The organism is Aristophania sp. ESL1142 (assembly GCF_058107345.1).
This window is the reverse complement of the sequence record NZ_JBYLUH010000001.1, coordinates 556,111-578,496: the sequence shown is the minus strand read 5'-3', so window position 1 is coordinate 578,496 and position 22,386 is coordinate 556,111. Positions and strand designations below refer to the sequence as shown.

Genomic DNA, 22,386 nt, shown 5'->3' with positions numbered 1-22,386 from the left:
CTCTTACAATGTTCTAGAAGCTGATGTTCCAGAAGAGGGGAGCGGATTTTTAAAACCATAAATCATCAGGGCAATTCCAGCCAAAATCATGGGAAGACATAAAAGCTGCCCCATCGTGATGCCTCCTGGCAGGAAACCAATATTGGCGTCAGGCTCCCTAAAAAACTCACAAAAGGCGCGTGCACATCCATAGCCGCATAAGAATAGTCCAGACAGAAAACCTGCACGCCTCCGTAATGTCTGGCAGCTACATGCCAACATCATGACAATGAAAAGCAGAACCCCCTCAGTCAGAGCTTCATATAATTCGGAAGGATGACGGGGCAGCGGTCCAGCCTGTGGGAAAATCATCACCCAAGGCACATGAGACGTCGTAACCCTGCCCCATAACTCGCCATTTACAAAATTAGCACAACGTCCCAAGGCCAAACCTATTGGCACAACAGTCACGATGCGATCTGCAAAAGCAAGAAAAGGAATTTTCTTATACCAGCAGAACAGTGCCATCGCCACGATGACTCCCAATGCCCCTCCATGAAAAGACATTCCCCCTTTCCAGGTCTGAAAAATCTCAAGAGGGTGATGAAGGTAATGAAGGGGTCTGTAAAACAGGACATATCCCAGACGCCCTCCCAACAGAACACCTAGAACAGCATAAAAAAGAAAATCATCCATCAGGGCAGGACTGGCTACGGCAGGCTCTTTCTGACAAAGACGCTTTACCAGAGGCAAGGCAAGAATAAACGCCAGGATATAAGCGAGAGCATACCAGCGCACTGCCAATGGGCCCAGATGAAACGCAACAGGATTAAAATCTGGGAAGATCAATGGGCTATTCAAAGATAGGGATTCCTCTGGCTTAAATAACAATCAACATAACGCGCGATACCCTCTTCCAGTGAGGTAAAGTCCTTCTTATAACCTGCATTACGCAAGGCTCTCATATTGGCACATGTATAAGACTGGTATTGGCCTCTGAGCATTTCAGGCATCTCGATGAATTCTATATTTTCAGCACAATGGCTTACCCGACAGACCGCCAGCCCTAAATCAAGATAGCTACGTGCAATGCCCGTTCCACAATTAAACAGACCACTCACGCCCGGATGACGCAGAAACCAGAGCAGAATATCAACGACATCCTCTACCCAGATAAAATCACGCTTCTGCTGTCCATCAGCAAGTCCTGGCACTATTGACCGAAACAATTTCAGAGACTGGCCGGAGCGCACCTCATCATATTTCACTTTTACAACCGAAATCATTGGCCCTTTATGATATTCATTAGGTCCATAAACATTAAAAAATTTCAGGCCTACCCATTGGGGCGGGACAGGATCCCTGGCTTCTAATGTATTTTTTACCCACAGATCAAAACTCTGCTTCGACCATCCATAAAGATTAAGTGGCCGCAAACGTTCTATCGTTTCAATACCATCTGCAAAATCATCAGGCTGATCGGCAGCACCATAAGTGGCAGCAGATGAAGCATAGATAAAAGGAACCTGCCTTATCGCACACCACTGCCACAAATATTGTGACAAAGTCACATTACTCGCCCAGACAAGGTCTCCCTCACGGGCAGTAGTGGCGCTGACCGCCCCCATATGAAAAACAGCTTTAACATCCCTACCCTTTACCTGTTCCAGGAAAGGAAGCAATTCTTCAGGAGTGATAATTTGATGGGGTGGGTGTGAGGCAAGGTTCTGCCATTTTCCCTGATTCCTCAGTCGGTCAACAATAACAGTCCGAATCCCTTCTTTATAAAGGGCTGCCTGAAGACACGATCCAATAAATCCAGCACCGCCAGTTACGATAATCATTCTTTCTGTATAGTCTGGAAGAAAAAAGGTTCCAAGATTTTCATTATATTGTTTTAAAAGAAATAAACATTTTTACGAAAAGAGGATTTTATGGTTGACCGTCCACGCCTTTTTGATGATCTCGCTGGGGCAGCGGGAACAGCCTTTTCTGCTTTTTCAGGACTACGTGAAGAGCTTAACGCCCTGATTCGTAGCAGAATTGACGAGGTTCTCTATTCTTTAAATCTTGTACGTCGGGAAGAATTTGAGGTCGTACAAGAAATGGCCAGCCGCGCCCGTCAGGCACAAGAGGAAACTGAAACCAGACTGGCAGATATGGAAAGCCGTATAGACGAACTGAAAAAAAACATGGCTAAATCCACTCATCCTCATCACCATTAAACAGGAAAAGATTTTTTATGAAAGCGCCTACACTTCTTCTCCTTGGTTGCGGAAAAATGGGTGGAGCCTTGGCACAAGGATGGATGAATTCTCAGAACCCGCCTCATCTCCTTATTCTGGATAGAAAATTACAAAAAGCTCCAGGCAATGCCTTAATCTATAGAGCCATTCAGGAAATTCCTTCAGACACCATACCTGACCTGGTCATCCTTGCGATTAAACCAGCAATGGCAGAAGAAATGCTCAAGGCGCTAAAAGGCCATCTCGGAAGTCATATGGATCATTGTGCCATTGTTTCAGTCATGGCCGCCAAAAGCTGCGCTCAACTCGCAAAAATGGTAGGCTCCGAACAGTTTCCTGTTATCCGTACGATGCCCAATACACCCGCCTCTGTAGGTGCAGGCACAACAGGAATTTATTTTTCTCCCACAGTCACTGAAGCCCAAAAACACCTGGCAACGAAGCTTATGAAACAAGTAGGCGATGTTATTGCCGTGCCACATGAAGACGATTTGCGAAGTGTTATTGCCGTTTCAGGCTCAAGTCCTGCTTATGTCTTTCTCCTGGCGGAATTATTGGAAAAAACCGGGATTGAGCTTGGATTGGAACAGAAAACGGCCCGCACGCTTGCGCGCTCAATGATTTATGGTGCCGGAAAAATGCTTCATGACCTTGACGATGATGCTTCTACGCTCCGTGAGAACGTTACCAGCCCTAACGGAACGACGGCAGCTGCTTTACGTGTCCTCATGGATGAGAAAAACTGGCCGCAAACCATTCTTCAGGCTTCTCAGGAAGCCATAAGAAGAGCTAAAGAACTAGACCATTAATTTGGGGAAATTTTGTAACGATGTCTTTCAATGAAGAAAAGTCTTCTCTAGACAGATCAGTGATCATTACAGCCATGCAGCTCGCTGCAGAGCGTGGTTGGCGCGGCTTTACACTTGCTGATATTGCTTTTACAGCAGGACTGCCGCTGGAAGACGTCAGAAAAAATTATCCTTGCAAGTCACTAATCCTAGTCAGGCTGAACGGCCTAATTGATGAAACCATGTTATGCGGTACCAACTCGTCCTCCTCCGTCCGTGAAGGACTTTTTGACCTGTTTATGAGGCGATTCGACGCACTTCAGGATTACCGCGAAGGCGTAACATCGGTCATGCGTATCCTGCCATTTGACCCTCCTCTAGGCGCTTTACTGGGCGTAGCAACTCTTAACACGATTAAATGGATTGCCGATGCAGCCGGACTCGACCGCCAAGGAATTAGTGGCAAGATACGACTTCAAGCCCTTCTGCTCATCTGGGCCCAGACTCTACGCAATTGGGAACGCGATAACACGATTGATTTAACAAATACGATGCAGGCCCTTGATGCTGCCCTTAACAGAGCAGAACGTTTCAACCTTCTGAAACCTGTAAAATATCCTTCCACTGATATCATTCAGGAACCAGCAGAGGGCCTCCCTGATTATAATCCAGAATAAGACAGATAACGGGATAATCTCTTATTTATTTCTATTCTTGGAGAGAAAAATTCTTTCTGTCTCTTTACGAATAGTGTGCATCACGCTAGAACCATCTTCAATTAATGGGGCGTAGCCAAGCGGTAAGGCAGCGGATTTTGATTCCGCCATGCGGAGGTTCGAATCCTCCCGCCCCAGCCATCCTTCTCATTCACAACTTTATAATAATAGCCGGGCCTGATATCTGCTTTATAACAGTCAGAATATAGAGTTTAATGCCCACAAAAAAGCCCTTGCTTCTGACCTATAGCCAGCCTCACAAGGGCAAAGACAGATTATCATCAGCTTTTTAAGAACTAGGTATAAGTGCCGTAAAGTCATTCTCTGTTAGATGATCATCATTCAGGAACGTAATTTCAGTTTTATCTTTTAAACGAATCGTCGTATTTCCACCTTCGATCGTTGCATGAGCAAGAGCGTCTCTAATGTCACTTTTCGTTCCGTTAATCGCCACCAGGTTACCAGCAGCGCTTCCGAAATCAGTAATCGTATAGTGCCCGCCCTCATTATCCATAAACTGGAATAGATTGGCCGCACCCGACCCACCAGTTAACGTGGCTGAGACATCTTTGCCCTCGCCCGATGCATGTGTATCAGAAGTGACATAAAACTTATCAGCGGCCGTCCCACCAATAATCGTATCTTTATTGCCTACGATCGCTGTAAAAGCACCGTGGGACGATGACGCATCAAAAAGGATGTCATGAACAAAATGACCATCCTGGTCTTTTGCCCCCATGAACTCGCTAGAAGCTCCCCCTACATTTTCACCAAATGCGTTACTGGGCGACGTTCCAACAAAATGATACTTACTATCGCTCGTGCCATAAATTACAGCATCATGCGCAGAGATAAACGACTCTCCTGTGCCGCCTATAAAGTCCAGATGCCCACCAGCAGTAACAGACTCGTTCTTACCTCCTATCACAACCAGATCTGCTGTCGCAGAAATAGTATCATTAACAGACTGACCAAGTTCAACGCTCCCTTGGTCAAAGGAAATTCTGTTACCACCTGCTGAAGAATCAATAACTCTTTGATATTGAGATGAGAAATCAGTCACCACACCCTGTTGTGTCAAAGTGGATGAACCTTTTCCTTCAATAACTGTTGCTGAAGAATTATGGTCAACGAAAGGGAATGTATGCTTCGTAGCTCCCATGGCATGCAAACTGCCTGGGCCATAGTTAGAACCAAGTGTCCCACCAAGAAAATTGGATGCAGTAACCGCCACACGCGGCGCTACAGGCGCGTTAGTCGCTGTCCTGTTCACAAAATGCATGACACGGTCAATCGTATTAGAGAGTTGTACAGCAGCCGAGTGGTTACTATTCCCTGTTACGGTTACCATAAGGTCAGAAGCTGTCCCACCAAGAACAGTCGTTTGAACCATAATGCCCCAACACTTTTAAAATAACACCAAGCACGAACACTTGAGCGGCAATTAGTATAACACAAAAATACCACTAATTGTCAATATTGAAACTCATTAAGAGTAAAATTACTCTCAAATATGACCGTACTATAACCAATAAACCAACCGCCTCTATCATAAAACATCTAAGATATAATAAGGCAGCTTTTGTGTAAGCTACTACAAAACTGTGTCTAAAATATGAACGCTATTTTTGATCAAAAAAGAACACAGAAACATCAATAGCCATATACTTTTATAATGTAATTGCTTTCAAATTTTTCAACCATAAATCCGCCTGCCCGTCAGAAGGGGCCCGCCAATCGCCTCTTGGTGAAAGACACCCTCCCGCCACGACTTTAGGACCATTAGGCATTGCCGAACGTTTAAATTGACTTGTTCCAAAAAAGCGTCTGATAAAAATACTCATCCAGTGAATTATTTCTTCTAGACTATATGAATATTTTTTATCTTCAGGATAATGCACTGGCCACGCGCCTTTCTGGCAGTCAGACCATGCTTTCTCCTGCAAGAATACGATACGCTCCGGTGTAAAACCATAACGGAGCACGTAATACAGGGTGAAGTCCTGCAATGCGTAAGGCCCGATCACCTGCTCTGTTTTCTGTACACCCCCGGCATTTCCCGGAACCAGCTCCGGTGTAATCTCGGACTCGACAATCTTATGGAGTGTCTCTTTAACAAATTCAGAAAAAAGTGGCTCATCACGTGCAGCCCAGCGAATAATATGCTGTATGAGAGTCTTTGGAATACCTGAATTAACATTATAATGGGCCATCTGATCACCGACCCCATAAGTGCACCACCCTAGAGCAATTTCAGACAAATCGCCTGTGCCTATAACGATCCCATTATGAAAATTTGCCAGACGGAATAAAAAGTCCGTTCTCAATCCTGCCTGCACATTTTCAAAGGTTATATCATGAACAGGCTCCCCCTCAGCAAAGGGATGCCCGATTTCTTTTAACATCGCGAGGGCTGTTGGGCGAATATCCAGCACCCCTGCCTCAACTCCCAGACCAGACATTAATGACTGCGCCAAGGAGAAAGATTCTTCACCTGTTGCAAAACCCGGCATTGTACGTGCCAGGACATCTTTTCTCGACCATCCAAGCAGGTCAGCTGCCTTCGCTGCAACAAGCAGTGCCAGAGCGCTATCCAAACCTCCAGACACGCCAATGACCATTCTTTTTGCCCCAGAACTTGTGAGACGCTGGCATAAGGCATGAACCTGAATCATCCATGCTTCCTGACAATCCTGAGCTAAAGTTGTCCTCGAACATGGAACAAAGGGAAAACGGGCAACATTACGTAAAAAGCCACGATCCCGAACATCAAACCCGAAATTAACGGAAATTTTGCGAAACCTTGCCGCCTCCTCAATAAAATACCCCGAATGGAGGCGCTCCTGCCTTAAACGGACAAGATCAATATCTGCCATTATTAAGGTTGTTTTTTGAGGAAACCGTTCAGACGACTCCAGTAGGTCTCCTGCCTCATGAATTGTCAGCTGACCATCCCAGGCGAGATCTGTTGTCGATTCCCCTGCTCCCGCAGCAGCATATAGATAGGCACATTGCAAACGACGTGATTGCACAGCACATAGTGAAAGACGGTCTTCCATTCTTCCAATCGTGACCGGTGATGCAGAGAGATTGGCAATTACCGTTGCCCCTCCCATCGCCAACCGCGTTGCCGGTGTATCAGGCGCCCAGAGATCTTCACAAATCTCCACTGCCAAAGTTAAATCTGTCAGATCAGACGCCTGAAAAAGCAAATCTGTCCCAAAGGGGACTTCCTGCTCTCCCAGCTTGATAAAGCCGGAAATATTTTTACCACTGGTAAAATGACGGGGTTCATAAAACTCCCGGTAGCGAGGCAGAAAACTCTTGGGGACAACACCAAGTATGCGGCCTGCCTGTATTATAACAGCACAGTTATAAAGAGCATCCCCACAGCGAAGAGGTGCACCAATAATAGCAAGAGTTTTAAGCGAACGTGTCGCTTCTGCAAAATTCCTGAGTTCTTCTTCTACCGATAATAAAAGCGCCTGCTGGAAGAAAAGATCTCCAATACTATACCCACTCAGTGCTAGCTCAGGAAACACAGCAATCGCAACATCCTGCTGGTCACATTTCCGTAACGCTTCCAGAAGATGAACCTTGTTTTTTTCAGGATTTGCCAATGCAACAGGCACTGTACACGCAGCAACCCGCGCAAAACCCTGTTGATAAAGACACCTGAAGGCAGAAAGTGTCATGACTGGGCCTCTTTCTTTTGATCACGGTTTACGCGTTTAAAGGCGAGTATTGTCATTTTTAATGCAATAAAAAAAATCACAAAACTGTATAACCCTGACAGAGTCACCAGAGAGATGGGAAGATCAAAAAGGAAATCCGGCCGATCACATGGCTTGATCGGTATTGCTGGCAGACGGCTTAGCCACTCCGCTGTCCGATCTGCATGGATGGCTCCGGCATGACATGCCGCAGCAGGACTTGGCCATAAATTATGCTCTACTCCTATATGAAGGATTGATAGCCCCACGCTAACTGCAAGACATAAAAGGCCTCCAATAATGGGCCAACGCGCATATCGAAGCGACAAAACTAGTATAAGTGCACCTAATGAAATCAATACACGCCAGGGCCTTCGCTCCCACAAACATAACTCACAAGGAACCATATGGAGAAAATGTTCTGCTCCATGAGCTGCCAATAATGCAGCCAGACCAGATAAAACAAATAACCCCCCGATTGCCCTTACACGCCTGAACTCTCGCTTTCTTGTCATCAACATAAAATATTACTTCCATTCATGACGGGCTGAAAATCAGGTTATCTCCTGAAGTCAGGGTAATAAAGGCGTTGGAGGCGCCAACGCACCACTCGGAGAGGGAGAAAGCGTTGCTGCTGGCCGTGAAGTAGGAGGCACGGAAGGTTGGGGTTCAGCCTGCGGGATCAAAGAGGTCGGTTCTCCTCCAGTGGGCACACTTCCCTGTCCACTTATAGCCTGACCATCCGCATCCAGCCTTTCCGGCTCAGAAGATGTGATCTGGGGAATGGAAGGCGTGGGTAATGCCCCTACCAATGGCGGTACCTTTTCGCCGCTACAATGTATGATTTGTACATTATAAAGGGAACTCTGATAGAGCGACAAACTAGGCTGATTAGCGAAGAGCCATCCTTCAAATATTGCTTGAACCTTCGCCTTGCTGTCTTCCATATGAAGTTGAGCAGCCGTTTCTGGCGCTAAAGTTGGTGGACGTTGTATACACGCCAGTAATTTGAGGTTCAAACTACGATAATGCTGCTCTTCCCCAACCGAAAGGGTCAAAACAACACTCCGTGATTCCAGGCGATCAAGGACACGTACAGTCGCCTTGGACCACCCTTCCCAACTATCTGCCGGATAGACAGCCGGAGCCGCAACACCTTCTGCCCCATAAACAGGCTGTGTTACTCCAAAGAAAAAGCCCCCCAAAACAAGCATACTATAAGGCAGGAATTTCCAGGTCATCTCACAGCTCCAAAATAACGGGATGGTGCATATTTTCGGCGATCTTCATAAATCTTTCCCAGCGGCTCCGAGGCAACTTTTCTGCCACTATGGAACCGTATTTTCAGAATGAGGTGTGGCCTGGTTTTTGTTCTTCTGCTGCAATGAGTCCGTCACTGAAAAAATGAATTTGCTTAAAAGCTGTTCCAGACTGATCGCTCCCTGCGTTTCCTGTATCGTTTCACCAGAAGAGAGAACCTTATCATCTCCGCCAGGTGTCAACGCAATATATTTTCCACCCAAGAGCGAATCCGAAGTGATAATCGCAGCGCTATCAACCGGAAGTTCAATACCAGAGGCAACGGAAAAAACCACATTGGCCTGAAAGCTCTTTGGATCAAGTGTTGTCTTTGTGACATGCCCCACTGTTACACCTGCCAGACGGACGTCGGAGCCCACGGCCACACCGTCAATATGAGAGAAACTGGCTCGAAGGATATAGCCTCCATCAGAAGCCTGATGGCGGCCCAAAATCGCAAAGACTAACAGGATAGCCAACGACACAACGACAAAAAGCCCAACAAAAAGTTCCAGACGTGTCTGCCTGACCTGTTGTCTTAAAAAGTCTGCGCCAATAGCCTTGCTATCCATAAATTGCTTTCCATCTGCTCTGGATGTTCGTTCTTATCAAATATCACGATTGCCACAAACAGTTACGGCAAATATGCCCCCATCATCACTGATAACATAAACCTATCGGTGAATCAGAAGCAGGGCTTTTATAGCATGAAACTTTTCTACCCCGATAAAGTTATCCCCTTTATCCTCATCATCCCCTTTATTAAAGAGCTTGAAAGTCCCTGAGCGCTCTTTGCTAGCTAAAATAGTCTTCCTAAATTGTCTGATATGAAAGCGCATCTTCACTGGAGCGGCGTTCACATGAGAACAGTCGCCATTCCCTCAGACCCGGACAGTCAGGCCTTACGGTCTGTTACCCTGCCTTCCGCGTGGAACGACAGTGCTGCCCAAGCTCTTGTGCAACTTTCTGCCAATGGGGGCCCTGTTCGCCTGGCGATTGAAGCCGCCCGGTGGATAGATCTGATTGATGCAGCGCCACCTCTTGAAGATGAGACACAGGCCCCTTCTTCTGTAGGGCGGAGTCTGTCATGTCTGCTTCTCATGCGCCACATGGCACCTAATATAGCCCTATGGCAGAGAAGAACGGACGAGCAGTTCGGATTCGTTATCAGGTTAAGTGGCTTCGTAAATGACGGCCTGTTCTCACCCGAACAGTTTGTCGCCTGCCTGGAGCTTGCATGCAGAAGTCTGAGACGTCTCCACGCCGCTCAACAAAATGAGCGCACAGGCGACCTTCCTTTATTTGGCGAATATGAATCCTCAAATCTGGAGGAAAATGCTGCTGGGCTGATTCAGCTTTCTGATCTTGATGCCTGCCTTGCAGCAGCCGGGATGGATTATGACAGCGAAAAAGGAAGGCAATTCGCACAGGCAATTACAGCTCTGGCAAATCTCGTTCTAAAAAAAGACACTACTTCCTCCCCACTCCTTCTGAAAACGCCGCTTTTCCCATATATTGAGCATATTGCCACTCTGATAATGCAAGCAGAGCCACAACAATCGAAACGACTCGCCTCTATTGAGCTTGGGTTTTCTGTTCCAGGCCCCATAGACGCGTTATTAGGAGTCGAATCATGTGGTCTCGCCCCCATTTTCTCTCCCATAGATGAAAATGGTCATTTGAGGATCTCCACATATCATCGCCTCGCTGCACGTGGCTTAACGCCTGAAAAAGCGCTAGCGCTGGCTCTTAATAATGAAAATCCACTCCCTGCGGTAGACGGACGTGCTTTCGTTAAAATGCATGAATCCCTATCAAAACTGGCAGATTATCTTCCCCCACGCCCGGAACCGGAGATAGAAACGCTCCTTTCCCGCTTGGAACGGGGCGTCCGGCGTTCCCTGCCGCAAAAACAGAAGGGCTTCAGCCAGAAAAGCTCCGTTGGAGGACACCCGCTCTTCATGAGAACCATGGAGTTTGAAGATGGCTCACTGGGAGCCCTCAACCTGATCCCTTCACGCGAAAGCCCTATGGCGCGGGGACTAATGGAATGTCTGGGACATGCCGTCAGTATCGGCTTGCAATGCGGCGTTCCCCTTGAAACCTTCATTGAGCAATTTGCCTATACGCATTTCGGGCCTTGCGGTACGGTAGAGGGAGATCCTTCCGTCAATTATGCTTCCTCAATGCTAGATTATGCTTTCCGGGCACTGTCAGAAGCCTATCTCGGCAAGCATATGTCAGACGCCCCCCTCACTTCATCAGAAGAACAGTTTGAAGACCCGCTTCTTCCATTTGGGCAAAACAGAGAGATGAATAAAGCATTGCCGAAGAAATCCCCTTCTCTACGACTGGTCAGTTAAAGGCAAAAACAGTCAAAAGCATTTTCTTTAAAAGATTGTTCAGAGAATTATTGACAGAAGGGGGTCACAATGGCTAGCTAACGACCGAAATTGGGCGATATCTTTCTGGATGAGGAAGATTTTGTCTTTTCGTCTGTATCTGAGGGGCATCAGCCACATGGATGATCAATCTTCTGATAAAAGTGTCAGCCTTGAAAAAAGGCTTTCGCAATTGGAAGAGCAAGTTGCTTCTCAGAGCAGTAAAAAGGCGAAGGTTTCACAAGAGAAGGAAGCGAACTCTTCTTTTGGCATGGCGTTCAGAGTGGCCAGTGATATGATTGCCGGTATCCTTGTTGGTGTCGGAATCGGTTATGGGCTGGATAAATGGACCGGTCATAGAGGGTTGTTTCTGGTGATTTTTGCCTTATTGGGTTTTGGTGCCGGCATGAGGAATGTCTGGCGTGTTGCTGATGCTCCTGTTCAAGATGGACAGGACGAGAAAAACGGGAGAAGCCCGCGTGGCTAACGGATCGAAGATTGACGCACTCGGACAGTTTGAACTACATCCGATTCTCGGTTCAGTCGGCAAGACTTTGCACCTGTCACAATCCCCTTTGTTCATGCTGATTGCCGTTGGACTGGTCCTGGCTTTTCTTTATATTGGCATGCGCCCTTCTGCCGTTGTGCCTGGACGGTTACAATCAGCCGCCGAGATGAGTTATGAATTTATTCATGACCTGGCAGTAGGAACGATTGGCGAGAAAGGGACTGTCTTTTTTCCCTTCATCTTTGCCTTGTTCTTCTTCATCCTGACAGGAAATTATCTCGGTCTCCTTCCTTTCTCGTTCACATTTACCAGCCACATTGCTGTCACATTGGCTATGGCCCTGACAGTCTTTATCATGGCTCTTCTGGCCTCTTTACGGTACCAAGGACTGGGCTTTGCGAAACATTTCATGCCTGAGGGCGCTCCTCTGGCGCTCGCCCCCATCCTCATTCCTATTGAGATCCTCTCTTACCTCTCGCGCCCTGTCAGCCTTTCCATCCGTCTTTTTGCGAATATGGTTGCTGGACACGTTCTTTTAGAGGTATTTGCAAGTTTCACGATCATGCTTGCCGGTTTAGGCGTTATCGGTCATGTTTTGGCCATTGCTCCAGTAGCAATCAACATTGCCCTGACGGCACTTGAGTTACTTGTAGGTTTATTGCAGGCTTACGTCTTTGCAATTCTTACATGTATATACCTTCGCGAGGCAGTTGCTCACTGAGCGACTTCCTCTTTTCTGCTTTCTTGTCTCTGACCTAATTTAAGGTAAAGGAAAATACCATGGACGTTCAAGCCGCTCGCGATATTGGTGCAGGCCTTGCTGTCATCGCTCTTGCTGGTGTTGGCGCCGGCATCGGTAACATCTTCGCTGCGCTCGTAAACTCCATCGCACGCAACCCTGCTGCCCGCCCTCATGTTTTCGGTCTCGGCATGCTTGGATTTGCGCTGACAGAAGCTATCGCTCTCTTCGCGCTTCTGATTGCCTTCCTCATCCTCTTCGTCTGAGGATAGATCAAATGCGCCTGACGCCTCGTTTCCTCCTGTCTGCCGCCCCACTTGCGGCCTTGCCGGGCCGGGCTTTGGCGGCAGGCATGCCCCAGCTTGACTTCAAGAATCCTCTTTTGCAAGGACAGGTCATCTGGGGTGCAGTGATTTTTATCGGTTTTTATATTGTCCTGAGCCGCTCAGCTTTGCCAAAAGTTGAACAGGTCATCAAGGCACGTGTTCTTCGCGTGCAGAATGATCTGGACCTGGCCCGCAATGCTAAAAAGGCCGCTGATCAGGCTCGTCAAGAGCTGGCAGAAGCCCGGCAGAAAGCCATGGACCATGCCCAGGCAAATATTAAAGCCATTCAGGATACTGCAAAAGCAGCGACTGAAGCACAGCTAGCCGCTACAACAGAGCGCCTTACAAATGAGATCCGCGAAGCTGAACTCAATATCAGGGCTGCTCATAATAAAGCTGAAGAATCCCTCACTGAAATTGCTTCCAATACAACCTCTTCACTCCTGCAGAGACTTATCGGTGAGGACAAAAAGGATGTTGTGCTGAAAGCTGTTCAACGTGCACAACAAAAAGAGGCCTGATCATGTTTCATGAGCCACGTTTCTGGACCGCTCTGGCCTTTATTCTGTTTTTCGTTTTGTTTGGCCGTAAATTATGGACGGCCATCGTCTCCCGTCTTGATGAACGTGCTAATGAGGTTCGTAAGAATCTTGATGAAGCCGCCCGTCTCCGTCGGGAAGCAGAACAGATGTTGGAAGACGCAACGAGAGACCGTGAACAGGCACTCGTTGAAGCTCAGCAATTAATAGAAGCCTCAGAAGCGCAAGCTGTTTCCTTAAAAGAACGTGCAGCCCGTGAATCTGAAGAGCTGGTCGCTCGTCACGAAAAAGCTGCCAAGGAACGTATCCAGGCTGCTGAAAATATCGCTTTGCGTGATATTCGTGATAAGGCGTCTGAAATTGCCTTCTCTGCTGCGTACGATGCAATTGCTGAAATTCTTAAACAGGATCCGGCATTAGCAGCGAAATTACTTGATAACGGTCTTACGTCCCTCTCAAAAGCGATCAAGCAAAATAAAGCCGCTTGATAGGCTGATAAAAGGCCGGATATTATGAAGGATATATCGCCCTCTTTATCTGTCGTTCTGACAGTCCTAAATGAGGCCGATAATATCCTTCCTGTTTGTAAAGAGCTTCAAGAAGCTCTTTTATCTCTTCCCGATACTGAAATAATCTTTGTCAATGATGGTAGCACAGACGCCACATTAGACCGTCTTTTGGAAGCTAGAGAGCGCTATATTCCCAAATTGCGTATCCTGTCCCATCCAGAATGTCTTGGAAAATCCGCCTCTTTAAGAACTGCTATTTCCCATGCGTCATCAGCATGGATCGCCACAATGGATGGCGATGGACAAGATGATCCTGCTGCTATCCCGCTCCTTTACGATGCTGCGCTGAAAGCAGCTCAGAAAGGCGAAACCCCTTTAATCGTGGGTATCCGCCGTAAAAGACGTGATTCTCTTTCCAGAAGGCTGGCAACACGTTTTGCCAATGCGCTCAGGCGTCGCCTCCTCAATGACGACTGCCCTGATACGGGGGCTCCTTTAAAGGTCTTCCCCCACAATATATTTCTTGCTCTTCCACAGTTTGAAGGCCTGCATCGCTTTTTACCAGCTTTGATGAAGACCTATGGTGCGACACTTCACTGTATAACTGTGAAACATCGCCCCCGTCTCCATGGTCATTCAAAATATACGAATCTTAACCGGGCACTAATAGGCGTGCGTGACCTGCTCGGTGTCTTGTGGCTTCAGAAACGTACGCATTATATAAATAACCCTACAGAATTTTGACCTTCCCTATTGAACGAGGAGGAACTGTGACTCTCACGGTGCGTCATTACGCGCTTCTGGCGCTCCTGACATTTTTTCTGGCATTGCCTGGACGCATGTCTCTGCCTCCGCTTGATCGCGATGAAGCACGCTATATGGAAGCAACCGAGCAAATGGTGCTTTCCCATAATTACCTTGATATCCGCTTTCAGGACCAACCACGCTACCTCCAACCAGCAGGGATTTATTGGCTTGAGGCCATCAGCGTCAAAAGTGCCGAAGAATTATTTGGCCCTTCAGTATTACGCCAAACCTGGCCCTACCGTATTCCAAGCCTCATTGCAGCAAGCCTTATAGTTCCATTAACAGCCTGGATCGGTACAATTCTCTTTAATACAAGCACCGCTCTATTAGGCGCGCTGCTCCTTATGGTCTCCACGCTTTTCGTCGCAGAAAGCCGCATGGCTACAATCGATACTGTTTTATTATTCAATATTCTCTGTTGCGAAGCTCTTCTTGCCCGAATCTATGTCACCCTCAATAAAAGCCAGCAACCTGCCTTATACCTCACAATAGGCTATTGGATTACGTTAGGGACAGGACTGATGCTCAAAGGGCCTATTATCCTTATCCCTGGTTTAGCAACACCGTTCTTTCTCTCCATTCTGGAAAGAAACTTTCGCCTATGGCGTGCCTTACGCCCCAGCTGGGGATGGCTCATCAGTCTTGCGATTGTTGCCCCCTGGTGTATTGGCATTACTGCTATCAGCCATGGGACTTTCTTTGAAAAATCTGTCGGACATAATTTATTGGGGAAAGTCATACACGGGCAGGAAGCTCACGGCTTCCCTCCCGGTTATTATCTTGCCTTCTTTATCATAACATTCTGGCCAGGTGCCTTTTTTGCCGTCAGAGCAATCCCCTCACTCTGGCAATATCGCAAAACACATGGTGTGATGTTTCTCTTGTGCTGGATCATCCCTCACTGGATCTTCTTTGAGCTTCTGGCAACCAAATTACCACATTATATTCTGCCAGTTCTCCCCGCTATTGCTCTTTTAACCGCTGCTTCTCTAACCTTATGGGAACAGGAACGCTTTAACCGGTGGTGCAGAGCTTTTTTCAATCTCTATGGTTTCCTGTGGTTTATTGTCGGGATCACTTTCTGCTGTGCTGGGACAATTCTCTTAATCAGGACTGAGCATCTCCTCTCCCTGCGTGCATTACTTGCGCTGGGAGGAAGTCTGCCACTTCTGGTCCTGACCATATTTCTGCTTTTCAAGAATCATGTCAGGCAGGCTGCCTATAGCAGCATTGGTGCAGCGATTCTAATACATGCAGGATTATTCTGGGCTGTTATTCCTCAATTAGGTCTCATCCAGCTTTCACCAAAAATCGTTTCAATGTTCAACACGGTCAAACCCTGCCCTGATAGTGTTCTGATCTCTGCATCCTATAATGAACCAAGCCTTGTCTTTCTGGCGGGACCGCAAACGCGTCTCTTGCCCCCAGAACAGGCAGCAGACTCGCTAACTCAACACCAAAAATGCGACCTAGTCCTCGTTGATAAAAAGGACGAAGCCGACTTCCTGAATAAACTTGAACAGAAAAACCTCAAACCCCGCTTTTATGGCAAGATCACCGGTTTAAATTACTCGAAAGGTAAAACATTACATCTGACTCTGGTCGGTATCGATTCCGATCATCAGATCTCATCACAAGATTAAACTGAAAAAACCATGGTGGAGCTGAGGGGGATCGAACCCCTGACCTCCTCATTGCGAACGAGGCGCTCTCCCATCTGAGCTACAGCCCCACGGCTTTTTCTGATACATCATGAGGTTATCAGAATGTCAAGGTTATGAGAGGCTGTTTCCTAAAGTCATTTCAAATATAGTCTTCTATGATTGCTATGGTTTAAGATGATCTTCTCCCAAATCGTTATGAGGTTTCCTGTGGGCTCAGTCGCAACAATCATGATTTCACTAGTGAAAATCATCTTCTTATTATGTGATATTTATACATGGATTATCCTGGCCTATTGCCTACTCTCCATGGTTCTCGCCTTTGGGCTGGTTGATAGTCTGAGAAACTTCTTTGCCGCCGCCTATAATGTATGTGCCCGCCTGGTCGAGCCTGCATTAAGGCCGATCCGCAATATTCTTCCTGATACAGGTATGGTGGATTTATCGCCTCTTATTCTGATCTTATTTATCTCTTATGGGGTTCCTTTTATCCTCCAGAGCCTGATCAGACTGCTTCTGGGAGCATAAGAAATCCACAAACAAAAAGAGCCGGTCTTTTAAAGACTGGCTCTCCTCGACTGAAAATAAATTTCAGAGTTCTGAAAGAACAATATGCTCTTTTAGAACATGAAGAACACGGCACATTGTGCCTGTAATGTACGAGACGCATTATGCCCTGCGACAGGCAGAATAATACCTGCAATACCGCCGATATTGGCCGTCCAGTTATATTCAATGGCAGGCCCGACGTTAAATAATCCACTCCAGCCAGTGCGATTAACGTAATGTTTTTTCGTCTGACGGTACATCCCCTCTACCTTATCTGAAGCTGACCAGTTATGATAAAGATCGAGCGCAAAAACCCATTTTTTGGTTATTCCAAGCTCAAGGGACCCACCCTCATTTCCTGCCTGTCCGGCATGGGCACGGCCAGTAAAACCTTTGCTTGTCCCATAGCTGGTTATGTTACGGAGATGAGCATGCGTCACAGGTTGATTCGCAACAGCCCAAAGACGAATTCTCATAGCATGGTCAAAAAAAGGATAGACCAACTGGGAGTGTACACCCATGCGAATGCTCCATACCCCGCGCCCTACACCCTCAGAGGCCTCGGCAAGATTTGTATATGATCCTGTCGGCGCATTAAAGCCGAGGAAAACCGTAAAGGACGGAGAATAATGCGGCGTAAAACGGTACTGTAACTCAAAAGGAAGGTCGTTAAACTTCACCCCTGAATGTTTGGCATGATTGCCCCACGAATAACTGTAATCTGGCAATAGATAGAGAGACAGGTGGTTTGTGACGGCATATTTCATCAAGCTATATTGTGAAATAGACGTCTGCGCTTTGTTTTTTTTCAAAGATCCAGAAGAGTTATAGGCTCCCATAGGAACCCCGGAAGAAACGTACGGTTCAAATGCTGCCATCCCTGCTTCAGGCAGGGCTGGTGATGGTGAAAAGAGCGATCCTGTGTACCATTGTTCAGGTAATGGCTTTTCCTGTTTAGTATCTGGAGCGGCAATAACGTCCGCTGCCATGACATTGGTCACAAAAAGAGCAGCTGTGGAAAAGCTGAGAAAGAGAAATGAGAAACGCAAAGCGTTGGTCATAGGCTGACAACCCAAACAAAAAGACGATGATTGTATGAACGTCAACCATTACGACATCAAAAGGATTAAGATGCAATACCCCCAATCGTCAAACCTGAAACTTTTATCATTGGTTGCCCCACGCCCACAGGGACTCCCTGCCCTGCCTTTCCGCAAGTTCCAATACCTGGATCAAGCATCATATCTGGTCCAATAAGCTCAATTTTCTGCATAACCTCAGCACCACTACCAATCAGTGTGGCACCTTTTACAGGCTGGGTTATACGCCCATTTTCAATCAGATAAGCCTCTGACATGGCAAAAACAAACTTGCCTGATGTGATATCAACCTGGCCGCCTCCGAAATTAACGGCATATAATCCCTTTTCTGTGGAACGAAGCATTGAGTCTGTATCAGCTTCACCAGGTGCCATTAATGTGTTTGTCATGCGGGGTAGTGGGGCATGAGCATAGGATTCCCTGCGGCCATTCCCTGTTGCTTTTTGTCCAAGCAAGCGCGCATTTAATCGGTCATGTATGTAGGATTTCAAAATACCATTTTCTATTAAAACAGTTCTTCCTGTCGGCGTTCCTTCATCATCTATCGTTAAAGACCCCCGACGTTCTGCAATTGTTCCGTCATCAATCACGGTAACGCCTGATGCTGCAACTTTCGAACCAATTTTTCCAGTAAAGACAGAGGTTTCCTTACGGTTGAAATCTCCTTCCAATCCATGTCCCACAGCTTCATGAAGGAGAATCCCGGGCCAGCCAGCCCCTAATATTACCGGCATTTCTCCTGCCGGCGCTGCTTTAGCCTCAAGTTTGACCTCTGCCTGGCGCAATGCTTCCTGCACCATTTTCTGCCATATATGAGGTTGTGAGAGACGCTCCAGGCCATAGCGGCCTCCTTGACCATAATGACCACTCTCCTGCTTCCCTGCTTTTTTGATAATCACTGTTACATCAAGACGCAGAAGCGGCCTGATATCAGCAAGATGCGCAGGCTGACCCTCTGTCAGGCAGGCTGGCCTAACGATCCTGACCACCTGCCACTCTGAAAACAGGGTTACATTTACCTGCGCAACATGAGGGTCTAGCGCACGTGCATAGGCGTCAATTTCTTTCAGAAGGGTCACACGATCAGAAAATTCACTCCCTTCCAGAGGATGGCTGCACCCATAAAGAGGGAGAACTTCCTCTCTTTGCTGACTGGATGGAGAAGAGGCTGTATTCTTTCTTCCCTGTTGCCCGAGAAACGCAAGCGTTTCTCCAGCTCTGTTCAGAGAGGCTATTCCCAACTGGTCAGACTGGGAGAAAACCGTTTTTTCACCGACAATGCCGCGCAGGCCAAACCCACAAGAACGATTGAAACTTGAGCGTCTCAGAAGGCCCTCTTCCAGTCCGAGAACTTCTGTTTCCCGAAACTCAAGAAAAAGCTCCCCATCATCAGCCCCTCTGAGAGCCTGATCCAGAGTCTTCTCGATATCTTCTGGAGTCCATTCTTTATTCAGAGACTCAAAAAAAAGTGAATCGGAAATTTTTTTCGCTTCAGAAACAGACGGTAAAATCATCTATTCTCCCCCCCGAGATACCAGCTAACGAACCATATTTTGCAGAAATATTACAATTACGCTCTCACATAAAGCTTTACAGAACCACTCGACAACACTGAGAATATCTCGTAATCGTTATGATATTAGTCTAAATTGCAGACGAGGCATTACAAAGATGGCCAAGACAGCGACTTCTTCTCTCAAGAAAATTACTCCTGATAAAAAGGCCGTTCAGCGTGTCTTTGAACTGATTCAGGAAAATGCCGTAGAGTTTGTCGATCTACGCTTTACCGATCCCAAGGGACAATGGCACCACACGACTCAAGCAGTTGTCACTATCGAAGAAGATACCTTTGTCGATGGCTTTATGTTTGATGGATCTTCAATCCAGGGTTGGAAAGCCATTAACGAATCCGACATGATGTTGTTGCCTGATCCAACAACAGCCGTGATGGATCCATTTTCAGCACGTCCCCAGCTTATCCTGATCTGCGACATCGTCGATCCCAGAACCATGGATTTCTATAACCGTGACCCACGCTCCACAGCACGTCTGGCAGAAAAATACCTGGCCGAAAGTGGACTTGGTGACACAGCCTATTTTGGTCCCGAAGCTGAATTCTTCATTTTTGATAATGTCCGTTTCGGTACGGGTGAAAATTACGGACTCTATCAACTCGACAGCATTGAAGGCCCTGGCGCTTCAATGAAAGAATACCCGGAAGGCAATATGGGGCACCGTCCCGGGCTTAAAGGGGGTTACTTCCCTGTCGCTCCGGTTGACAGTGAAACAGACCTCCGCGCTGAAATGCTGACAACCATGGGTGAAATGGGTCTTCCCATTGAAAAACACCACCATGAAGTGGCACGCAGCCAACACGAACTGGGCACAAAATTCGCAACTTTGGTACAATCTGCCGACTATATGCAGATCTTCAAATACTGCGTACATAACGTCGCCCATTCCTATGGTAAAACAGCGACCTTCATGCCAAAACCCATTATGGGTGATAATGGTTCGGGCATGCATGTGCACCAGTCAATCTGGAAAGATGGGAAACCCTGCTTTGCAGGCGATGGCTATGCTGATCTCTCTGAGACAGCTCTTTATTACATTGGCGGCATCATCAAACATGCCAAGGCTCTCAATGCCTTCACCAATCCTTCCACAAACTCTTACAAACGTCTGATCCCAGGCTTTGAAGCACCTGTTCTGCTGGCTTACTCGGCAGCCAACCGCTCTGCCTCCTGCCGTATTCCTTACGCAACAGGGCCTAAGGCAAAACGTGTTGAAGTCCGCTTCCCTGATCCAACAGCAAACCCTTATCTTGCCTTCAGCGCCATGCTGATGGCTGGTCTGGATGGGATCAAAAACAAAATCCATCCTGGCGATGCGATGGATAAGGACCTGTACGAACTTCCACCAGAAGAGCTCAAGAAGATCCCAACTGTTGCTGGCTCTCTGCGCGAGGCGCTTCAGGCTCTGGAAGCTGACCATGCCTTCCTCCTGGAAGGAAATGTTTTCACGAAAGACCAAATTGAAAGCTACATCGCTCTCAAATGGAATGATGTGTATCGCTTTGAGCACACACCTCACCCTGTTGAGTTTGAAATGTATTATTCTGTCTGATAAATCGGGACAGGGGCCGGTCTTCTTACATAAAGGCTGGTCCATAAAAAAGGGCCTTACCATAATGTGGCAAGGCCCTTTTTTTTACGTATTTCATTTTACAGAATGGATGCAGCCCCTGTTTCATTAATATCCCACAGCCAGGCCGCTCCCCGCACACCGGAACTATCACCATGACGGTTTTTCACAATGGGAGTCGTACAGGGAGAGGTCAGGACATTACGGGTCAATAAATGGGGAACACGCTCATAAATCATTTCCAAATTGGAAACACCTCCCCCAAGAACGATGACATCTGGATCAAGGATATTTATAATCTGTGCGCAGGCGCGTGAAAAACGGTCCATATATAAATCCAGAGCACGAACAGCCCTGGCATCACCGTTACGGGCTGCCTCTTCAATCCCATGCGTTGCGCGGTCTGCCAAATCGCCTTTCCAGTCATAAGCAAGAGCCGGACCACAAAGATACCGTTCCTGGCACCCTTCATTGCCGCAGAAGCATTTTCTAAGAGGACGGTCTTTTTCTCTCATCCAGGGGAGAGGAATATGCCCCCATTCTCCGGCAATATGATGCCTCCCTGAAATAATGTGCGAATCCACTACCAGGCCACCGCCCATCCCTGTCCCTATAATAATGCCAAAGACAGTACGATGACCTTGACCGGCTCCATCGCCTGCTTCGGATAAGACAAAGCAATTCGCGTCATTCTCAACACGAATTGGACGGTCTAATGCTTTCTCTAAATCTCTACCAAATGGCTTGTCATTAAGCCATGTGGAGTTGGAATTACGAACCAGCCCTGTTTCAGGCGATAGAGAACCAGGAATCCCTATCCCAAGGGTAGATGTTGGCTGCCTGCCAGAGTTATAATGACCGGAAACACAGCCAATTTTCTGCTCTGTCTGCACAACCAGATCTCTGACGGTCAGGACGGCTTCTTCATAAATATTTGGATCAGGGACTCTTTCACGCAAGATCTCTTTACCGGAACGATCCAGTGCCAGAACCTCAATCTTGGTGCCTCCAAAGTCCACACCCAGACGATAATCAGCCATATAGAGTAAAACCTGACATCAGACTTAAGGTTCTAGTGGTGTGACTGAAGCAATAGAGAGTGCGCCTCCCAGTTTTTTTAAAGTCGCGGCAAACTCCTTGAAATAAGGGGCATCCTGATGCGCGTCAAACCCCTCCTGAGAAGCCCATATTTCCTGATTAAAGTAACGACCCTCATGTTCCAAATCACGGAAAAAAAGATATTCCACGCAAGCATCTTCTTTCCGTGACCCGGAAACACACCGGAGCATTGCCTGTTCAAGCTCTGCGGCGTCTTGAGGCTTCACACTGAACATGACTTTAAGATAAATCGGTTTGCTCATCGCTTCTATCACCCATAAACA

At 47.2% G+C, this 22,386-nt stretch carries 24 protein-coding genes and 2 tRNA genes; 14 read left to right on the top strand and 12 right to left on the bottom strand.

Annotated features, from left to right (window positions below; translation table 11 throughout):
* Positions 1-3 precede the first annotated feature (3 nt).
* Both lgt and rfaD read right to left on the bottom strand, forming a co-directional pair.
* Positions 4-840 (bottom strand): prolipoprotein diacylglyceryl transferase, encoded by an 837-nt coding sequence (gene lgt / locus AC3B6P_RS02595; RefSeq protein WP_489804590.1) that lies wholly within the window; start codon positions 838-840, stop codon positions 4-6.
* Positions 837-1,823, bottom strand: coding sequence for an ADP-glyceromanno-heptose 6-epimerase (gene rfaD, locus AC3B6P_RS02590; RefSeq protein WP_489804589.1), 987 nt, complete (start codon positions 1,821-1,823; stop codon positions 837-839). The genes lgt and rfaD overlap by 4 nt, the downstream gene beginning before the upstream one ends.
* Before the next feature lie 90 nt (positions 1,824-1,913).
* Here rfaD and AC3B6P_RS02585 point away from each other — a divergent pair, with 90 nt between their 5' ends.
* The 4 genes from AC3B6P_RS02585 to AC3B6P_RS02570 all read left to right on the top strand — a co-directional run bounded on the left by AC3B6P_RS02585 (position 1,914) and on the right by AC3B6P_RS02570 (position 3,870).
* A complete protein-coding gene (locus AC3B6P_RS02585; RefSeq protein WP_489804588.1) occupies positions 1,914-2,204 on the top strand; it encodes an accessory factor UbiK family protein in 291 nt (96 codons plus the stop codon).
* A 17-nt stretch (positions 2,205-2,221) separates the two neighbouring features.
* The gene (gene proC / locus AC3B6P_RS02580) at positions 2,222-3,034 is read left to right on the top strand and encodes a pyrroline-5-carboxylate reductase (RefSeq protein ID WP_489804587.1); all 813 of its coding nucleotides are present in this window, start codon (positions 2,222-2,224) and stop codon (positions 3,032-3,034) included.
* A 20-nt stretch (positions 3,035-3,054) separates the two neighbouring features.
* Positions 3,055-3,690, top strand: coding sequence for a TetR/AcrR family transcriptional regulator (locus AC3B6P_RS02575; protein ID WP_489804586.1), 636 nt, complete (start codon positions 3,055-3,057; stop codon positions 3,688-3,690).
* A 105-nt stretch (positions 3,691-3,795) separates the two neighbouring features.
* Positions 3,796-3,870 (top strand) — tRNA-Gln (locus AC3B6P_RS02570).
* A gap of 148 nt (positions 3,871-4,018) precedes the next feature.
* On the opposite strand, the gene AC3B6P_RS02565 is transcribed toward AC3B6P_RS02570, so the two are convergent.
* From AC3B6P_RS02565 to mlaD, 5 genes are all read right to left on the bottom strand, one after another.
* On the bottom strand, positions 4,019-5,122 hold the full coding sequence (locus AC3B6P_RS02565; RefSeq protein WP_489804585.1) for a hypothetical protein: 1,104 nt from the start codon (positions 5,120-5,122) through the stop codon (positions 4,019-4,021).
* A gap of 277 nt (positions 5,123-5,399) precedes the next feature.
* Complete coding sequence (locus AC3B6P_RS02560) at positions 5,400-7,424, bottom strand: NAD(+) synthase (protein ID WP_489804584.1); 2,025 nt, start codon at positions 7,422-7,424, stop codon at positions 5,400-5,402.
* Positions 7,421-7,963 carry a disulfide bond formation protein B gene (locus tag AC3B6P_RS02555; RefSeq protein ID WP_489804583.1) on the bottom strand — a complete coding sequence of 181 codons (543 nt, stop codon included), beginning with the start codon at positions 7,961-7,963 and terminating at the stop codon, positions 7,421-7,423. The genes AC3B6P_RS02560 and AC3B6P_RS02555 overlap by 4 nt, the downstream gene beginning before the upstream one ends.
* Before the next feature lie 51 nt (positions 7,964-8,014).
* The gene (locus AC3B6P_RS02550) at positions 8,015-8,683 is read right to left on the bottom strand and encodes a DUF2155 domain-containing protein (RefSeq protein WP_489804582.1); all 669 of its coding nucleotides are present in this window, start codon (positions 8,681-8,683) and stop codon (positions 8,015-8,017) included.
* A gap of 87 nt (positions 8,684-8,770) precedes the next feature.
* Positions 8,771-9,313, bottom strand: a complete 543-nt coding sequence (gene mlaD / locus AC3B6P_RS02545; protein WP_489804581.1) for an outer membrane lipid asymmetry maintenance protein MlaD — start codon at positions 9,311-9,313, stop codon at positions 8,771-8,773.
* 288 nt (positions 9,314-9,601) lie between these two features.
* Between mlaD and AC3B6P_RS02540 the strand changes: the two genes are divergently transcribed.
* The 8 genes from AC3B6P_RS02540 to AC3B6P_RS02505 all read left to right on the top strand — a co-directional run bounded on the left by AC3B6P_RS02540 (position 9,602) and on the right by AC3B6P_RS02505 (position 16,193).
* Positions 9,602-11,104: a TSCPD domain-containing protein gene (locus tag AC3B6P_RS02540; protein ID WP_489804580.1), complete on the top strand. Its 1,503-nt coding sequence runs from the start codon at positions 9,602-9,604 to the stop codon at positions 11,102-11,104.
* Between the two features lie 157 nt (positions 11,105-11,261).
* Positions 11,262-11,609 (top strand): AtpZ/AtpI family protein, encoded by a 348-nt coding sequence (locus tag AC3B6P_RS02535; RefSeq protein ID WP_489804579.1) that lies wholly within the window; start codon positions 11,262-11,264, stop codon positions 11,607-11,609.
* On the top strand, positions 11,602-12,351 hold the full coding sequence (locus AC3B6P_RS02530; RefSeq protein ID WP_489804578.1) for a F0F1 ATP synthase subunit A: 750 nt from the start codon (positions 11,602-11,604) through the stop codon (positions 12,349-12,351). Before AC3B6P_RS02535 ends, AC3B6P_RS02530 begins: the two co-directional genes overlap by 8 nt.
* Positions 12,352-12,410: 59 nt before the next feature.
* A complete protein-coding gene (locus tag AC3B6P_RS02525; protein ID WP_160618014.1) occupies positions 12,411-12,635 on the top strand; it encodes an ATP synthase subunit C family protein in 225 nt (74 codons plus the stop codon).
* Between the two features lie 11 nt (positions 12,636-12,646).
* The gene (locus tag AC3B6P_RS02520; protein WP_489804577.1) at positions 12,647-13,216 is read left to right on the top strand and encodes a F0F1 ATP synthase subunit B family protein; all 570 of its coding nucleotides are present in this window, start codon (positions 12,647-12,649) and stop codon (positions 13,214-13,216) included.
* Between the two features lie 2 nt (positions 13,217-13,218).
* Positions 13,219-13,722 (top strand): F0F1 ATP synthase subunit B family protein, encoded by a 504-nt coding sequence (locus tag AC3B6P_RS02515; RefSeq protein WP_489804576.1) that lies wholly within the window; start codon positions 13,219-13,221, stop codon positions 13,720-13,722.
* Between the two features lie 24 nt (positions 13,723-13,746).
* A complete protein-coding gene (locus tag AC3B6P_RS02510) occupies positions 13,747-14,487 on the top strand; it encodes a glycosyltransferase family 2 protein (protein WP_489804575.1) in 741 nt (246 codons plus the stop codon).
* A 26-nt stretch (positions 14,488-14,513) separates the two neighbouring features.
* A complete protein-coding gene (locus AC3B6P_RS02505; RefSeq protein ID WP_489804574.1) occupies positions 14,514-16,193 on the top strand; it encodes an ArnT family glycosyltransferase in 1,680 nt (559 codons plus the stop codon).
* Positions 16,194-16,206: 13 nt separating this feature from the next.
* Here the strand turns inward: AC3B6P_RS02505 and AC3B6P_RS02500 are convergent.
* Positions 16,207-16,282: transfer RNA gene (locus AC3B6P_RS02500), tRNA-Ala, on the bottom strand.
* A gap of 172 nt (positions 16,283-16,454) precedes the next feature.
* Between AC3B6P_RS02500 and AC3B6P_RS02495 the strand changes: the two genes are divergently transcribed.
* Positions 16,455-16,739 carry a YggT family protein gene (locus AC3B6P_RS02495; RefSeq protein WP_489804573.1) on the top strand — a complete coding sequence of 95 codons (285 nt, stop codon included), beginning with the start codon at positions 16,455-16,457 and terminating at the stop codon, positions 16,737-16,739.
* 92 nt (positions 16,740-16,831) lie between these two features.
* Here the strand turns inward: AC3B6P_RS02495 and AC3B6P_RS02490 are convergent, their stop codons facing one another.
* Positions 16,832-17,821, bottom strand: coding sequence for a hypothetical protein (locus tag AC3B6P_RS02490; RefSeq protein ID WP_489804572.1), 990 nt, complete (start codon positions 17,819-17,821; stop codon positions 16,832-16,834).
* Positions 17,822-17,886: 65 nt separating this feature from the next.
* Entirely contained in the window at positions 17,887-19,374 is a 1,488-nt protein-coding gene (locus AC3B6P_RS02485; protein WP_489804571.1) for a TldD/PmbA family protein, read from the bottom strand.
* A 157-nt stretch (positions 19,375-19,531) separates the two neighbouring features.
* Between AC3B6P_RS02485 and glnA the strand changes: the two genes are divergently transcribed.
* A complete protein-coding gene (gene glnA / locus AC3B6P_RS02480; RefSeq protein ID WP_489804570.1) occupies positions 19,532-20,986 on the top strand; it encodes a type I glutamate--ammonia ligase in 1,455 nt (484 codons plus the stop codon).
* 98 nt (positions 20,987-21,084) lie between these two features.
* On the opposite strand, the gene AC3B6P_RS02475 is transcribed toward glnA, so the two are convergent.
* Together AC3B6P_RS02475 and AC3B6P_RS02470 are read right to left on the bottom strand one after the other, a co-directional pair.
* Positions 21,085-22,044 carry an ROK family protein gene (locus AC3B6P_RS02475; protein WP_489804569.1) on the bottom strand — a complete coding sequence of 320 codons (960 nt, stop codon included), beginning with the start codon at positions 22,042-22,044 and terminating at the stop codon, positions 21,085-21,087.
* A 24-nt stretch (positions 22,045-22,068) separates the two neighbouring features.
* Positions 22,069-22,365, bottom strand: coding sequence for a putative quinol monooxygenase (locus AC3B6P_RS02470; RefSeq protein ID WP_489804568.1), 297 nt, complete (start codon positions 22,363-22,365; stop codon positions 22,069-22,071).
* Between the last annotated feature and the right edge of the window lie 21 nt (positions 22,366-22,386).